This window comes from Pseudomonas sp. XS1P51 (assembly GCF_054897845.1).
In genome coordinates this window covers 5,544,241-5,559,269 of the sequence record NZ_CM142707.1, presented here as the reverse complement: position 1 = coordinate 5,559,269, position 15,029 = coordinate 5,544,241, and the positions used below count along the sequence as shown (strand labels likewise).

Annotated in this window: 18 protein-coding genes; 12 read left to right on the top strand and 6 right to left on the bottom strand. The window is 60.4% G+C overall.

Going from position 1 to position 15,029, the window contains the following annotated elements; all coding sequences use genetic code 11:
- Positions 1-24 precede the first annotated feature (24 nt).
- The 4 genes from ACYZUD_RS25815 to pilG form a co-directional block, all read right to left on the bottom strand.
- Positions 25-2,082, bottom strand: coding sequence for a methyl-accepting chemotaxis protein (locus ACYZUD_RS25815; protein WP_462020739.1), 2,058 nt, complete (start codon positions 2,080-2,082; stop codon positions 25-27).
- Between the two features lie 139 nt (positions 2,083-2,221).
- The gene (locus ACYZUD_RS25810) at positions 2,222-2,776 is read right to left on the bottom strand and encodes a chemotaxis protein CheW (RefSeq protein ID WP_462020738.1); all 555 of its coding nucleotides are present in this window, start codon (positions 2,774-2,776) and stop codon (positions 2,222-2,224) included.
- Between the two features lie 10 nt (positions 2,777-2,786).
- Positions 2,787-3,152: a twitching motility response regulator PilH gene (gene pilH / locus ACYZUD_RS25805; protein ID WP_008068134.1), complete on the bottom strand. Its 366-nt coding sequence runs from the start codon at positions 3,150-3,152 to the stop codon at positions 2,787-2,789.
- 57 nt (positions 3,153-3,209) lie between these two features.
- On the bottom strand, positions 3,210-3,614 hold the full coding sequence (gene pilG, locus ACYZUD_RS25800) for a twitching motility response regulator PilG (protein WP_008152601.1): 405 nt from the start codon (positions 3,612-3,614) through the stop codon (positions 3,210-3,212).
- A 235-nt stretch (positions 3,615-3,849) separates the two neighbouring features.
- Here pilG and gshB point away from each other — a divergent pair, with 235 nt between their 5' ends.
- The 7 genes from gshB (at position 3,850) to ACYZUD_RS25765 (ending at position 9,810) form a co-directional block, all read left to right on the top strand.
- Positions 3,850-4,803 (top strand): glutathione synthase, encoded by a 954-nt coding sequence (gene gshB, locus ACYZUD_RS25795; RefSeq protein ID WP_449645788.1) that lies wholly within the window; start codon positions 3,850-3,852, stop codon positions 4,801-4,803.
- A gap of 77 nt (positions 4,804-4,880) precedes the next feature.
- Complete coding sequence (locus ACYZUD_RS25790; RefSeq protein ID WP_462020737.1) at positions 4,881-5,780, top strand: energy transducer TonB; 900 nt, start codon at positions 4,881-4,883, stop codon at positions 5,778-5,780.
- Between the two features lie 134 nt (positions 5,781-5,914).
- A complete protein-coding gene (locus ACYZUD_RS25785) occupies positions 5,915-6,487 on the top strand; it encodes a YqgE/AlgH family protein (RefSeq protein ID WP_462020736.1) in 573 nt (190 codons plus the stop codon).
- A complete protein-coding gene (gene ruvX, locus ACYZUD_RS25780; protein WP_133102430.1) occupies positions 6,487-6,924 on the top strand; it encodes a Holliday junction resolvase RuvX in 438 nt (145 codons plus the stop codon). Before ACYZUD_RS25785 ends, ruvX begins: the two co-directional genes overlap by 1 nt.
- Before the next feature lie 82 nt (positions 6,925-7,006).
- A complete protein-coding gene (gene pyrR / locus ACYZUD_RS25775; RefSeq protein WP_462020735.1) occupies positions 7,007-7,510 on the top strand; it encodes a bifunctional pyr operon transcriptional regulator/uracil phosphoribosyltransferase PyrR in 504 nt (167 codons plus the stop codon).
- Between the two features lie 27 nt (positions 7,511-7,537).
- A complete protein-coding gene (locus ACYZUD_RS25770; protein ID WP_007939362.1) occupies positions 7,538-8,542 on the top strand; it encodes an aspartate carbamoyltransferase catalytic subunit in 1,005 nt (334 codons plus the stop codon).
- Positions 8,539-9,810: a dihydroorotase gene (locus ACYZUD_RS25765; protein WP_462020734.1), complete on the top strand. Its 1,272-nt coding sequence runs from the start codon at positions 8,539-8,541 to the stop codon at positions 9,808-9,810. The genes ACYZUD_RS25770 and ACYZUD_RS25765 overlap by 4 nt, the downstream gene beginning before the upstream one ends.
- A 112-nt stretch (positions 9,811-9,922) precedes the next feature.
- Here the strand turns inward: ACYZUD_RS25765 and ACYZUD_RS25760 are convergent, their stop codons facing one another.
- Entirely contained in the window at positions 9,923-10,354 is a 432-nt protein-coding gene (locus ACYZUD_RS25760; RefSeq protein WP_462020733.1) for an NINE protein, read from the bottom strand.
- 250 nt (positions 10,355-10,604) lie between these two features.
- On the opposite strand from ACYZUD_RS25760, the gene ACYZUD_RS25755 reads away from it, so the two are divergent.
- Positions 10,605-11,222 (top strand): C40 family peptidase, encoded by a 618-nt coding sequence (locus ACYZUD_RS25755; RefSeq protein WP_462020732.1) that lies wholly within the window; start codon positions 10,605-10,607, stop codon positions 11,220-11,222.
- Positions 11,223-11,325: 103 nt separating this feature from the next.
- On the opposite strand, the gene ACYZUD_RS25750 is transcribed toward ACYZUD_RS25755, so the two are convergent.
- The gene (locus ACYZUD_RS25750; protein ID WP_462020731.1) at positions 11,326-12,360 is read right to left on the bottom strand and encodes a type IV pilus twitching motility protein PilT; all 1,035 of its coding nucleotides are present in this window, start codon (positions 12,358-12,360) and stop codon (positions 11,326-11,328) included.
- Between the two features lie 57 nt (positions 12,361-12,417).
- Here ACYZUD_RS25750 and ACYZUD_RS25745 point away from each other — a divergent pair, with 57 nt between their 5' ends.
- The 4 genes from ACYZUD_RS25745 to ACYZUD_RS25730 are packed head-to-tail and all read left to right on the top strand — an operon-like array spanning position 12,418 to position 14,869.
- Complete coding sequence (locus ACYZUD_RS25745; RefSeq protein ID WP_462020730.1) at positions 12,418-13,104, top strand: YggS family pyridoxal phosphate-dependent enzyme; 687 nt, start codon at positions 12,418-12,420, stop codon at positions 13,102-13,104.
- A gap of 33 nt (positions 13,105-13,137) precedes the next feature.
- Complete coding sequence (gene proC, locus ACYZUD_RS25740) at positions 13,138-13,956, top strand: pyrroline-5-carboxylate reductase (RefSeq protein WP_462020729.1); 819 nt, start codon at positions 13,138-13,140, stop codon at positions 13,954-13,956.
- Between the two features lie 24 nt (positions 13,957-13,980).
- Entirely contained in the window at positions 13,981-14,568 is a 588-nt protein-coding gene (locus ACYZUD_RS25735) for a YggT family protein (RefSeq protein ID WP_462020728.1), read from the top strand.
- Between the two features lie 4 nt (positions 14,569-14,572).
- Complete coding sequence (locus ACYZUD_RS25730; protein WP_462020727.1) at positions 14,573-14,869, top strand: DUF167 domain-containing protein; 297 nt, start codon at positions 14,573-14,575, stop codon at positions 14,867-14,869.
- The last annotated feature ends 160 nt before the right edge of the window (positions 14,870-15,029 follow it).

The window sequence follows — 15,029 nt, the reverse complement described above, 5'->3', positions numbered from 1 at the left end:
AAAAAGCGTACGCCTGCAGGCGCTTCACACTTTATCCACAGTCTGCGCCTTGGCGGCCGGCAAGGTGAACCCGGACACCGAACGCCGCAACTGGCTGGCCATTTTCGCCAGGTTGCCAATGCTCTCGGCAGTGGCGGTGGAGCCGGAGGAAGTCTGCGTGGTGATCTGCTGGATCACGTTCATCGTCAAGGAAATCTGGCCGGCCGAAGATGTCTGTTGCTGCGCGGCATTGGAAATGCTCTGGATCAGCGCCGCGAGGGTCTTCGACACGCCTTCGATTTCTTCCAGGGCCACCCCGGCATCCTGCGCCAGACGCGCGCCGCGCACCACTTCAGTGGTGGTCTGCTCCATGGAAATCACGGCTTCATTGGTGTCGGCCTGGATCGCTCGCACCAGGGTTTCGATCTGCCGGGTCGCGGCGGACGAGCGCTCGGCCAGCCGTTGCACCTCGTCGGCCACCACCGCAAAACCGCGCCCGGCATCACCGGCCATGGAGGCCTGGATCGCTGCGTTGAGGGCGAGGATGTTGGTCTGATCGGCAATGTCATCGATCAGGCTGACAATGTCGCCGATTTCCTGAGAAGACTCGCCCAGTCGCTTGATACGCTTGGCGGTGTCCTGGATCTGCTCGCGAATATTGTCCATGCCGTGGATGGTGTTGTGCACCACCTCGTTGCCCTTGTTGGCGATTTCCACCGAACGCTCCGCCACCGCCGAGGATTCGGCAGCGTTGGCCGAGACCTGGTCGATGGACTGGGCCATCTCGTTGATCGCGGTGGAGGCTTCGGAAATCTGCTGGGCCTGATGCTCCGAGGCCTGGGCCAGGTGCATGGCGGTGGCTTGGGTTTCCTGCACGGCGGCAGCGACCTGGCCGGCGGTGAGGTTGATGGTTGCCACCAGATCGCGCAGCTGGTCCACGGAATAGTTGATCGAATCGGCGATGGTCCCGGTGAAATCTTCGGTCACCGAAGCCGTCACGGTCAGGTCGCCGTCGGCCAGGTCTTCGATCTCGTCGAGCAGTCGCATGATCGCGTTCTGATTGCGCTCGTTCTTCTCGGCGGTTTCCCGTAGCTGACGGTTGGTTTCGCGAACCATTACCAGACCGATGAGGATGATCGACATCAGCGCCAGCAAGCCCAGCACGTAGCCACCGATTTCGTCGGTGTTACGCCCGCCGGCGAGGTTTTCGAAACCGCCGGCCAGGTGCGAGGCTTCGTCCAGCAGGGTTTGTGACAAGGTGAAAATGTTGGTGGCCGATTCGCGAACCTTGAACAGTTCTGGCGACGTTTCGAGGATCTCATCCACCGAGCCGGAGACGAATTCAAACAGCTCGGAAATTTCGGTCAATCGGGCGCGGGCATCGCGATCCTCGACCTGGCTGACTTTCAGTGCCGGATTGCCCTGGAGCATGCCGGTGAGCACCTGGCCGAATCGCGCCGCGTCGCGACCAAATGCGTCGGCAGCCTGTTGCGAACTTTCGTCACCGGACAACACCGTGTTCACCGCGCCGAGGATACGTTCGGCCAACAGCGTCTGACGCTGGGCCATCGCCACCTGGGCAGCCGGCGCACCGCGTTGCAGGAGGATCTCGACGACTTTTTCGTACTCGACCTGCAACTGCGGCACCGTCTCGGCCAAGGTGGCGGCGACCTGATGCAAGGACAACACGGTCTGTTCGCTGGAAAGAATCGCGTCGGTGTTTTTCAGCAGGCGTTCCCAATCCAGCTGCACGGCGCGCATTTCCGGGCGAACAGCGGGCGGTGCCGGTGGCAGGCCGGTGGAGGGGTCGCCTTTTTTCAGGTAGCCCCAACGCTGGGCGAAATCGTTGCGCGCATCGCTGAGCAACTTGAACGCCGCAGCCTTGCCGGCGGCGGCTTCAGTGGCGTTCTTGGCGATGCGCTGGGACAGCACGCGCAGCTCACCGGCGTGGCTGATGTACTGTTTGTCGTACGTGGTCTGGGTGTTGAGGTAAGCGAAGTTGGCGAACAGCAGCATGATGAAGACAATCAGCGCGATAAACAGCGCGATGATCTGCGATCGGCTGCGCGACCCTTCTGGCTTGCCTGTTTTTGCTTTTATCATCGGTCCTCGCCTGTTAACCAACACCTGTGAACCTTGCCGAACACCTGTGGGAGCGAGCCTGCTCGCGATTCAGGCGCCGTGGTGTATCAGGAAACACCGCGTTATCGTTCAATCGCGAGCAGGCTCGCTCCCACATGGATTACAGCGCGACGTTCATGAATCCTTGTGACTGCACCAACGCAAATGGGCTGAACACTTGCCAGGTCTGCTCGCGCTGAAACCGGCCTTTGACGAAGGTCGAAATCGACCCGTGCAAATCATCTGCCGGCACCGGTTCGAGGCTGTCCTGGGCAAAGTGCTGGAGGCCGAAGACTTCATCGACCATCAACCCGGCAAACAAATCGTTATGCTCCACCACCAACACCCGCCGCTGCTTGCGCAGGGCCGACAGTTCATGACCAGGCTCATTACCTGAAAAGAAACCGCACAAATCCATGATCGGCAGCAAGCGTCCGCGCAGGTTGGCGACCCCCTTGACCCAGGGTTTGACTCCCGGCAGTTGGGTGAACCGCGGCTCATGCAACACTTCGCTGACTTCGCCCATGGGCGCGACGTACCAGTGCTCGCCAAGACGAAAACCGATGCCGCTCCAACTGTCCTGTCGGGTCGGCTGGGACGGCAAGTCCGCTGCCAGCAGACGACAGCGCTGGTCGATCTGCAGCAGCAGTTCGAAGGCAGTCAGCGACTCGGTCATGGCCGGACGATCAACCGGCCAGCACGTTGTTCAGGGTCTTGATCAGGGTCTCTTCGTCGACGGGTTTGGTCAGGTAGTCCTTGGCGCCCTGGCGTGTGCCCCAGACCTTGTCGGTTTCCTGATCCTTGGTGGTGATGATGATCACCGGAATGTGCCCGGTTTCCGGGTCTTTGGTCAGCTGACGGGTCGCCTGGAAACCGTTGAGGCCAGGCATGACGATGTCCATCAGCACCGCGTCGGGTTTTTCCTGACGGGCCAGCGCCACGCCGTCGGCGCCGTTTTCGGCTTTCAACACTTCATGACCGTGCTTTTCCAGCATGCCGGTCAGTTTGTACATTTCAGTCGGCGAATCATCGACGATCAGAATACGTGCCATGGTCTTCCCCATTCTTGTCGACGCCGGGCCCGCTGGCCGAGCGTCACTGTGCGTGTCCTACTGCGGCAAAACAGCGGCGAAGCCCGGTACATGGGCCTGGATCGCGTTCAGCAGTTCTTCCTTGCTGAAAGGCTTGGTCAAAAACTGGTCGGAGCCGACGATGCGCCCCTTGGCCTTGTCGAACAGCCCGTCCTTGGACGACAGCATAATCACTGGCGTGGACTTGAACGCACTGTTGTTCTTGATTAAAGCGCAGGTCTGATAGCCATCCAGGCGCGGCATCATGATGTCGACAAAGATGATGCCGGGGTGATTATCGGCAATCTTGGCCAGGGCATCGAAACCATCGATGGCCGTAATGACTTCACAACCCACGTTCTTCAACAGCGTTTCGGCGGTGCGGCGAATCGTCTTCGAATCGTCGATCACCATGACCTTCAAGGCGCTGGAATGCTGTTCCATAAATGCTCTACCGTCGCCTTTGCGAATCAAATTGTCCGTTTGCGGGTAATCGGTGGCTCGGAACCCTTGATGCTCAAGGGCCAGCACGACATGGCAGCCTTTTTAGCACAGTCTCCAACTCCAATCTATCGGCCGACCGGTGTGGTGGTTTTTCCTTGACCGGGAACACACTGGGCGCCAATCTGACGCCACTTTTTCGCGCCGTACCGGCCACCCAAATTTCGAGGAAACACCCATGAGCGTTCGCGTCGGGATTGTCATGGATCCTATTGCCAGCATCTCCTATAAAAAGGATAGCTCGCTGGCCATGCTGCTGGCCGCACAGAAGCGCGGCTGGGAACTGTTCTATATGGAACAGAGCGATTTGTACCAGGCTGAAGGTGAAGCGCGAGCGCGGATGCGGCCGCTGAAAGTGTTCGCCAACCCGCAAAAATGGTTCGAACTGGAAGCCGAAACCGACGCGCTGCTGAGCGATCTGGACGTGATCCTGATGCGCAAGGATCCGCCGTTCGACATGGAGTTCGTGTACTCCACCTACCTGCTGGAGCAAGCCGAGCGCGCTGGCGTGCTGGTGGTCAACAAGCCGCAAAGCCTGCGTGACTGCAACGAGAAGCTCTTTGCCACGCTGTTCCCGCAGTGCACGCCGCCGACCATCGTCAGCCGTCGCCCGGACGTGCTGCGTGAATTCGCCGACCACCACGGCGACGTGATCCTCAAGCCGCTGGATGGCATGGGCGGTTCATCGATCTTCCGCCACACCGCCGGCCACCCGAACCTGTCGGTGATCCTCGAAACCCTGACCCTGCATGGCAAACAGCAGATCATGATCCAGGGTTATCTGCCGGCGATCGTCGATGGCGACAAGCGCATCCTGATGATCGACGGTGAGCCGGTGGATTACTGCCTGGCGCGGATTCCTGCCGCCGGTGAAACCCGTGGCAACCTCGCCGCCGGTGGCCGTGGCGAAGCCCGTCCGCTGACCGAGAAAGACCGCTGGATTGCCGCGCAAGTCGGCCCGACCCTGCGTGAAAAAGGCCTGTTGTTTGTCGGTCTGGACGTGATTGGCGAGCATCTGACGGAAATCAACGTCACCAGCCCGACCTGCATTCGCGAGATTGATAATGCGTTCGGCACTGACATCGGTGGCCTGCTGATGGATGCCATCGATCAGAAGCTCAAGGCTCGTTGATATAGAACACCCAAGATGAAACCAACATTGCGTTATCATGCGCGGCCTGTGAAAAACGCGATGTTGGTTTTCTTGTCATGACGCTTCCGTCCGATCTGCCCGCTGAACTCGCCCATCGTGGCGTGCGCCCGGCCGATCGCCTCGGATTTACCCTGTTTCTCGCAGCGTTGGTTCACCTGGCCTTGCTGCTGGGTATAGGGTTCACCGTTGTGGAACCCAAGCAGATCAGCAAAACCCTGGAAATCACCCTCGCCACCTTCAAAAGCGAAAAAAAGCCCGAAAAAGCCGATTTCCTCGCCCAGGAAAATCAGGAAGGCAGCGGCACCCTGGATAAAAAGGCGATCCCCAAGACCACCGAGGTCGCGCCGTTCCAGGACAACAAGGTGCAGAAAGTCACACCACCGCCGGCCGCCAAGCCTGAAGTGCAGGAAGCCCCGCCCAAGGCAGCCGTGACGACCGTCGCGCCGAAGCCGAAAAAAGCCGCGGCCAAGACCGAAGAACCCAAGCCGGTCACCAAACCCGCCGTAGCCGCGCCGACGTTCGACAGCGAACAGCTGTCCAGCGACATCGCCAGCCTCGAAGCGGAGCTGGCCAATGAACAACAGCTGTACGCCAAGCGTCCACGCATCCACCGCCTGAGTGCCGCGTCGACCATGCGCGACAAGGGCGCCTGGTACAAAGACGAATGGCGCAAGAAAGTCGAGCGGATCGGCAACCTGAATTACCCGGATGAAGCGCGGCGCAAGCAGATTTACGGCAATTTGCGACTGATGGTTTCGATCAACCGCGACGGTTCGCTGTTTGAAGTGTTGGTGCTGGAGTCCTCCGGGCAACCGCTGCTGGATCAAGCGGCCCAGCGCATCGTGCGGCTGGCCGCGCCGTTTTCACCGTTTACCGGGGATTTGTCGGATATCGACCGCCTGGAAATTATTCGCACGTGGAAGTTTGCCCGTGGGGATCGGTTGTCCAGTAATTAGCAGGAAGATCAAAAGATCGCAGCCTTCGGCAGCTCCTACAGGTGTACACATTCCAATGTAGTAGCTGCCGAAGGCTGCGATCTTTTGACTTGCTCAGCTTGTCAGTTCGCCCCTCCAACGCCACACTAGCGCTCATGAAAAACGTCAGCCCCAGCTACCTCAAGCATCACTTCCTGATCGCCATGCCTCACATGGCCGACCCGAACTTTGCGCACACCTTGACCTACATCGTCGAGCACACGGCCAATGGTGCCATGGGGCTGGTGGTCAACCGTCCGCAAGACCTGAACCTGGCCGATATCCTCGAGCAATTGCGCCCCGATATCGAACCGCCGGTGCTCTGCCAGCATGTGCCGATCTTCATCGGCGGCCCGGTGCAGACCGATCGCGGTTTTGTCCTGCACCCGTCGGGGAAGACTTTCCAGGCAACCGTTGATCTGGAAGGCGAGCTGTCCTTGTCGACCTCCCAGGACGTGCTGTTCGCCATCGCCGACGGCGTCGGTCCGGCAAAAAGTGTGATCACCCTCGGCTACGCCGGTTGGGAAGCCGGGCAACTGGAAGCCGAACTGGCGCAAAATGCCTGGCTGACCTGCCCTTACGACGCCGATATTCTGTTCAACACCAGCAGCGAACTGCGTCTGGAAGCAGCGGCCAAACACCTCGGGGTCAATCTCAGCCTGCTCACCAGCCAGGCGGGGCACGCCTGATGGCCCTGCGCCTGATTTTGGGTTTCGACTACGGCACCAAACAGATCGGCGTTGCGGTCGGCCAAGTGATTACCGGCCAGGCCCGCGAGCTGTGCACCTTGAAGGCACAAAACGGCATTCCCGACTGGAATCAGGTCGAAGCCCTGATCAAAGAGTGGAAACCCGACGCCGTGGTGGTCGGCCTGCCGCTGAACATGGACGGCACCCCGAGCGACATGTGCCTGCGAGCCGAGAAATTCGCCCGCCGACTGAACGGCCGCTACAACCTACCCTTCTATACCCACGATGAACGATTGACCACGTTCGAGGCCAAGGGCGAACGCCTGGCCCGTGGCGGCCAGAAAGGCAGTTACCGCGACAACCCGGTCGACGCCATCGCCGCCGCCCTGCTGCTGCAAGGCTGGCTCGACGAAAACACCGCACTGTTCGAATCCTGATGAGCCGTTAAAACGTCTCTCTTAGCTACAACCCGAGCCAACACTCAAGCCGCATCCGGTTCGGGCCCAAGAAGGAGCAACCATGAGCCTGCCCAATCCCGCCGAACTGATCAGCCAGATGGCAATCCGTCTCAAGGACCACCTGGAACACCGTGGCATCAGCGAACCGCGTTACATCGGCATTCGGACCGGCGGCGTCTGGGTCGCCCAGGCGTTGCTCGATGAGCTGGGCAGCGACTCGCCCCTGGGCACCCTGGACGTTTCCTTCTACCGCGACGACTTCAGCCAGAACGGCCTGCACCCGCAAGTGCGCCCTTCAGCGCTGCCGTTCGAGATCGAAGGCCAGCACCTGGTACTGATCGACGACGTGCTGATGAGCGGCCGCACCATCCGCGCCGCCCTCAACGAACTCTTCGACTACGGTCGCCCGGCCAGCGTGACGCTGGTGTGCCTGCTGGACCTGGACGCCGGCGAGCTGCCGATCCGCCCGAATGTGGTTGGCGCGACCCTGTCGCTGGCAGCCCATGAGCGCGTGAAACTGTCCGGCCCGGAACTCAAGCTCGAACTGCAAGACCTCGCCCTTTAATTCGCCCTATTGAGAGTCCCCCTCGCGATGACGCCTCTAGAAACCAAGCGCCCGCTGCAGCTCAATGATCAGGGCCAGCTGCGCCACTTCCTCTCGCTCGACGGTTTGCGCCGCGAGTTGCTGACGGAAATCCTCGACACCGCCGACTCGTTCCTCGAAGTCGGCGCCCGGGCGGTGAAGAAAGTCCCGCTGCTGCGCGGCAAGACCGTGTGCAACGTGTTCTTCGAGAACTCCACCCGCACCCGCACCACCTTCGAACTGGCGGCCCAGCGGCTGTCGGCGGACGTGATCACCCTGAACGTCTCCACGTCGTCGGCGAGCAAGGGCGAAACCCTGCTCGACACCCTGCGCAACCTGGAAGCCATGGCCGCCGATATGTTCGTCGTGCGCCACGGTGATTCCGGTGCCGCGCACTTCATTGCCGAACATGTTTGCCCACAGGTGGCGATCATCAACGGTGGCGACGGCCGTCACGCGCACCCGACCCAAGGCATGCTCGACATGCTGACGATCCGTCGACACAAGGGCGGCTTCGAAAATCTTTCCGTAGCCATCGTCGGCGACATCCTGCACTCGCGGGTCGCGCGCTCGAACATGTTGGCGCTGAAAACCCTCGGCTGCCCGGACATCCGCGTGATCGCGCCGAAGACGCTGCTGCCGATCGGCATCGAGCAATACGGCGTGAAGGTCTACACCGACATGACCGAAGGCCTCAAAGACGTCGACGTGGTGATCATGCTGCGCCTGCAACGTGAGCGCATGACCGGCGGCCTGCTGCCGAGCGAGGGCGAGTTCTACCGCCTGTTCGGCCTGACTACCGCGCGCCTGGCCGGCGCCAAACCGGATGCCATCGTCATGCACCCGGGACCGATCAACCGTGGGGTGGAAATTGAGTCGGCGGTGGCCGACGGCCCGCACTCGGTGATTCTCAACCAGGTGACCTACGGCATCGCGATTCGTATGGCTGTGTTGTCCATGGCCATGAGCGGGCAAACTGCCCAGCGCCAATTCGAGCAGGAGAACGCCCAGTGAAGCTCAGCATTCTCGGCGCCCGTGTTATCGATCCAAGCAGTGGCCTGGATCAAGTGACTGATATCCACGTTGAAGCCTGCAAGATCGTCGCCCTTGGCGCCGCGCCGGCCGGTTTTGTCGCTGTCGAGACGATCGACGCCCAAGGCCTGGTGGCCGCTCCTGGGCTGGTTGACCTGAACGTCGCCCTGCGCGAGCCGGGTTACAGCCGTAAAGGCTCGATCGTCAGCGAAACCCGCGCTGCTGCGGCCGGCGGTGTCACCAGCCTGTGCTGCCCGCCAAAAACCAAACCGGTGCTGGACACCTCGGCCGTGGCCGAACTGATCCTCGACCGCGCCCGCGAAGCCGGTAACACCAAAGTCTTCCCGGTCGGCGCCCTGAGCAAAGGCCTGGACGGCGAACAGCTTGCAGAGCTCGTTGCCCTGCGCGATGCCGGCTGCGTGGCTTTCGGCAATGGCCTGGAAAGCTTCCGCAACACCCGCACCCTGTGCCGGGCGCTGGAGTACGCGGCGACATTCGACCTGACGGTGATTTTCAACTCCCAGGACCATGACCTGGCCGAAGGCGGCCTGGCGCATGAAGGCCCGACCGCCAGTTTCCTCGGCTTGCCGGGGATTCCGGAAACCGCCGAGACCGTGGCCCTGGCCCGGGATCTGCTGCTGGTCGAACAAAGCGGCGTACGCGCGCACTTCAGCCAGCTCACCAGTGCTCGCGGCGTGGCCCTGATCGCTCACGCCCAGGCACGCGGATTGCCGGTGACCGCCGATGTGGCGTTGTATCAGCTGATCCTGACCGACGAAGCGCTTATCGACTTCAGCAGCCTCTATCACGTCCAGCCGCCGCTGCGCACCCGCGCTGACCGCGAGGGCCTGCGTGAGGCGGTGAAGTCGGGTGTTGTGTCGGCTATCTCCAGCCATCACCAGCCACACGAGCGGGATGCGAAACTGGCGCCATTCGGTGCGACGGAACCGGGCATCAGCAGCGTTGAACTGCTGCTGCCGCTGGCGATGACGCTGGTGGAAGACGGTTTGCTGGACCTGCCAACGCTGCTCGCACGCCTGAGTACCGGGCCTGCGGACGCGCTGCGTTTGCCGGCGGGGAAACTGGCGGTGGGTGGTGCGGCGGACATCGTGCTGTTCGACCCGGCGGCCTCCACCGTGGCCGGTGAAAACTGGCTGTCCAAAGGTGAGAACTGCCCGTTCATTGGCCACAGCCTGCCGGGCGTGGTGCGCTATACCTTGGTGGATGGGCGGATCAGCCACCAGGCTTAAGACTGCGTCGCCTGCATTCGCGAGCAGGCTCGCTCCCACAGTAGTTCAGTGTCTTGCAGGGGTTTGTGATTCACCACAAATACCCTGTGGGAGCGAGCCTGCTCGCGATGACTTACTGGAAGGCGCCTCTGTTCTGCGCATTACGAATCGACACCTGGTCATTCAACGTCCAGAAGTCATACAGCACCCCCAGAAAGAACAACCCACCCGTCACCAGGTACAGCAATCCGCTGATCCACTTCCCCTGATACATCCGGTGCACGCCGAGTACCCCGAGAAACGTCAGCAGAATCCACGCGACGTTGTATTCGATAGGCCCGGCGGTAAACCGCAGGTCCGCTTCACGGTCCATGGCCGGGATCAGAAACACATCGATCAGCCAGCCAATGCCCAACAAGCCAAAGGTGAAGAACCAGATCGTCCCGGTCACCGGCTTGCCGTAATAGAAGCGGTGAGCCCCGGTAAAACCGAAAATCCACAGCAGGTAACCGATCACTTTGCTGTGCGTATCCTGGTGCGAAACAGACTGTTGATAGGTGTTCATGAAAGACCTCGAATCACACGATAGATAAATATTCTTGAATTCTTTGTGACTTTTTTACAGGTGGCCGACGTATGGCAAATGCTACCGTGTCTCCCGTCAAACCCTTATAGCACCTGACTTCTGTCCGACAATTGCGTCCATTTGCCGCGTATTTGGTTCCGTTGACCCCAAGGTTGAATCGACCAACGGCCTCGGAAGAGCCAAAAAAGCTGTTATAAAGTTGCGCGCTAACCCATATGAGCCTTGCCTAATGCGTCCATTTTTCAAGACATGGCTAACCATTTGCCTTTTGATGCCACTGGCCGCCCACGCCACCAATCGTGAGCAACGTCTTCCTAACGTTAATGGTTACACCCCAAAATCCCATGTTTCTGCTCCTTCGAGCAAAAACAAGAAATCTGCCAACCGTGCGCCTCAACTGGTCAGCAAAAGCGGCCTGGTTCCGCCGATGGCGACCAAGGAAAGCAGCAACGTGCTGAGCCGCGCCGTGAATGTCCTTGGTACTCCGTACCGTTGGGGCGGCAGCAGCCCAAGCAAAGGCTTCGATTGCAGCGGCCTGGTGAAATACGCGTTCAACGACGCCACGTTTGACCTCCCGCGCACCTCGAACGCCATGGCCAGCGGTCATGGCGAAAAAGTCGATCGCAAGGATCTTAAGCCAGGCGACCTGATTTTCTTCAACATCAAGAGCCGTCGCGTCAATCACGTTGCCATCTACCTGGGCAACGACCGCTTCATCCACGCACCACGCCGTGGCAAGTCGGTGACCATCGACACTCTGAAGAAACCGTACTGGGAAAGCCACTACGTGGTTGCCAAGCGGGTTCTGCCCAAAGAGAAGAACGCCATACAGGTTGTTCAACGCTGATTTGAAGCAAGATCAAGAGATCGCAGCCTTCGGCAGCTCCTACGCGGGATTATGCATTTCCCTGTAGGAGCTGCCGAAGGCTGCGATCTCTTGCTTTTGAACCTCAAAAATTATCCGGCGAACGCGCCTTTTCACGCGCATGATCGCGACTGATCAAGCCCTTGGTCACCAACTCCTTCAAGCACATATCCAGCGTCTGCATCCCCAGGTTCCCCCCGGTCTGAATCGACGAGTACATCTGCGCCACCTTGTCTTCGCGGATCAGGTTTCGGATCGCCGACGTCCCCAGCATGATTTCGTGGGCAGCCATCCGCCCGCCGCCGATCTTCTTCACCAGCGTCTGGGAAACCACCGCCAGCAACGACTCGGAAAGCATCGAGCGCACCATCGACTTCTCGTCCCCCGGAAATACGTCCACTACCCGGTCGATGGTTTTCGCCGCCGATGTGGTGTGCAGCGTGCCGAACACCAGGTGTCCGGTCTCGGCGGCGGTCAGCGCCAGGCGGATGGTCTCCAGATCGCGCATCTCCCCCACCAGAATCACATCCGGATCTTCACGCAGCGCCGAGCGCAGGGCCGTGGCGAAGCTGCGGGTATCACGGTGGACTTCGCGCTGGTTGATCAGGCATTTGCGCGATTCGTGGACGAACTCGATCGGGTCTTCGATGGTGAGAATGTGGTGATGACGATGGTTGTTCAGGTGGTCGATCATCGCCGCCAGGGTGGTGGACTTGCCAGAACCGGTCGGCCCGGTCACCAGCACCAGCCCGCGAGGGGATTCGGTAATCTTGCGAAACACTTCCCCCATATCCAGGTCATCCATGCTCAGAACCTTGGACGGAATGGTCCGGAAAACCGCGCCCGCACCGCGATTCTGGTTGAACGCGTTGACCCGAAAGCGCGCCACACCGGGCACTTCAAAGGAGAAGTCGGTTTCCAGGTGTTTTTCGAAATCCACCCGTTGGGTGTCGTTCATGATGTCGTAGATCAGCTCCTGAACCTGCTTGTGGTCCAGGGCCGGCAGGTTGATGCGCCGCACATCGCCGTCCACGCGAATCATCGGCGGCAGGCCGGCAGACAGGTGCAGGTCGGACGCGCCCTGTTTAGCGCTGAAGGACAGCAGCTCAGTGATATCCATAGCGCTCCTCAATTCCAGTAGAATGCCGCCAACCTCAGACCCGCCGGCGCACATTGAATGTCCACGATAGCAGACAACATTGCTCAGGTTAGTTCACGCATCCATGCCGCTGCCGTCGCCGCAAAACGCGACGAGCACAGTGTCCAACTGCTGGCCGTCAGCAAGACCAAGCCCGCCGAGGCCCTGCGCGAAGCCTACGCCGCCGGGATCCGTGACTTTGGCGAGAACTACCTGCAGGAGGCGTTGGGCAAACAGCTCGAATTGGCCGACCTGCCCTTGATCTGGCACTTCATCGGCCCCATTCAATCGAACAAGACTCGTGCTATCGCCGAGCACTTCGCCTGGGTGCACTCCGTGGATCGTTTGAAAATCGCACAACGCCTGTCGGAACAACGTCCTGCCGATTTGCCGCCACTGAATATCTGCATCCAGGTCAACGTCAGCGGTGAAGCCAGCAAATCCGGCTGCGCCCCGGCCGACCTGCCGGCCCTGGCCAACGCCATCAGCGAACTGCCGCGCATCAAGCTGCGCGGGTTGATGGCAATCCCCGAGCCGACTGAAGATCGCGCCGCCCAGGATGCCGCTTTCGCTGCCGTGCAGAACCTGCAAGCCAGCCTGAACCTGCCGCTCGACACACTTTCCATGGGCATGAGCCACGACATCGAGTCGGCCATCGCCCAGGGCGCCACCTGGGTCCGCATCGGTACGGCCCTGTTCGGCGCTCGCGACTACGGTCAGCCATAACGTGGCTGACTTCTCTCTTTATAAGGACCTGACATGAGCAAGACTCGTATTGCCTTTATCGGTGCCGGCAACATGGCCGCCAGCCTGATCGGTGGCCTGCGCGCCAAAGGTCTGGACGCCGCGCAAATCCGCGCCAGCGATCCGGGCGCTGAGACCCGGGCCCGTGTGAACGCTGAACACGGCATCGAAGTGTTTGCTGATAACGCCGACGCCATTCAAGGCGCCGACGTGGTCGTACTGGCGGTCAAACCCCAGGCGATGAAAGCCGTCTGCGAAGCGATTCGCCCGAGCCTCAAGCCCGATCAACTGGTGGTATCGATCGCGGCCGGCATCACGTGCGCCAGCATGAACAACTGGCTCGGCGCCCAGCCGATCGTGCGCTGCATGCCCAACACCCCGGCGCTGCTGCGTCAGGGCGTGAGCGGTTTGTTCGCCACTGCCGAAGTCACCACGGCGCAACGTCAGCAAGCTGAAGAACTGCTGTCAGCCGTTGGCATCGCGTTGTGGTTGAACGAAGAACAACAACTGGACGCGGTCACCGCCGTTTCCGGCAGCGGCCCGGCGTACTTCTTTTTGCTGATCGAAGCGATGACCGCTGCTGGCGTGAAGCTCGGTCTGCCAGCAGATGTCGCCGCACAACTGACCCTGCAAACCGCGCTGGGTGCCGCGCACATGGCAGTCGCCAGTGATGTCGACGCCGCCGAACTGCGTCGCCGCGTGACGTCGCCTGCAGGCACCACTGAAGCTGCAATCAAATCGTTCCAGGCCGGTGGTTTCGAAGCCCTGGTAGAAAAAGCACTCGGCGCCGCTGCGCACCGCTCGGCCGAGATGGCTGAGCAACTTGGCCGCTAATCAGCCCTTACAAAGGAATCAATGATGCTTGGACTCAATGACGCTGCCATTTTTGTAATTAAAACCCTGGGCAGCCTGTACCTGCTGATCGTGCTGATGCGGTTCATCCTGCAACTGGTCAGGGCGAATTTCTACAACCCGCTCTGCCAGTTCATTGTCAAAGCCACTCAACCGCTGCTCAAGCCTCTGCGCCGGGTGATCCCGAGCATGTTCGGGCTAGACATGTCATCGCTGGTACTGGCGCTGATCATTCAGATGCTGTTGATAGCGGTCATCCTGCTGCTTAAAGGCTTCATGGTCGACTGGCTGTTTTTGGTGCCGTGGGCACTGATCGCGCTCTTCTCGCTGTTCTTGAATATTATTTTCTGGGCGATGATCATCAGCGTGATCCTGTCCTGGGTCGCACCGGGTAGCCACAATCCGGGCGCCGAACTGGTCGCGCAGATTACTGAACCGGTACTCGCCCCGTTCCGCCGGATCATTCCGAACCTGGGCGGCCTGGACATCTCGCCGATCTTCGCGTTTATCGTGATCCAGTTGCTGCAAAGCTGGCTGATCCCGCGACTTGCGTACTACGCCCTCATGCCCAACGGGCTGCTCGGGCTGATCTGACCCGGTGAGCTACTTTCGCTGGGACGGTGAAGACCTGATTCTGGAATGTCACCTGCAACCGGCGGCCCGCAGCGATGACTTCTGCGGGCTGCACGGTGATCGGCTGAAAATTCGCCTGACAGCGCCGCCGGTTGAAGGCAAGGCCAATGCGTACCTGATAGCGTTTTTGGCCAAGGCGTTCGGGGTTTCCAAGAGCCAGGTGAGCTTGATCAGCGGCGAGTTGAATCGGCAGAAGCGGGTGCGCATTTGTTCGCCGAAGAAGCTGCCGGATTTGCCGAATCTGGTGCGCCCAGCAGGCTAACCGCGTCATCGTTCTTCGCGAGCAGGCTCGCTCCCACAGGTGAATGCATTCCAATGTGGGAGCGAGCCTGCTCGCGAATGCTGCACCTCGGTCCCACTGAATAAAATCAGGCCCGCCCTTTGCTTGCCGCTAACCCCACCGGTCTTTAGACTTACGCCTC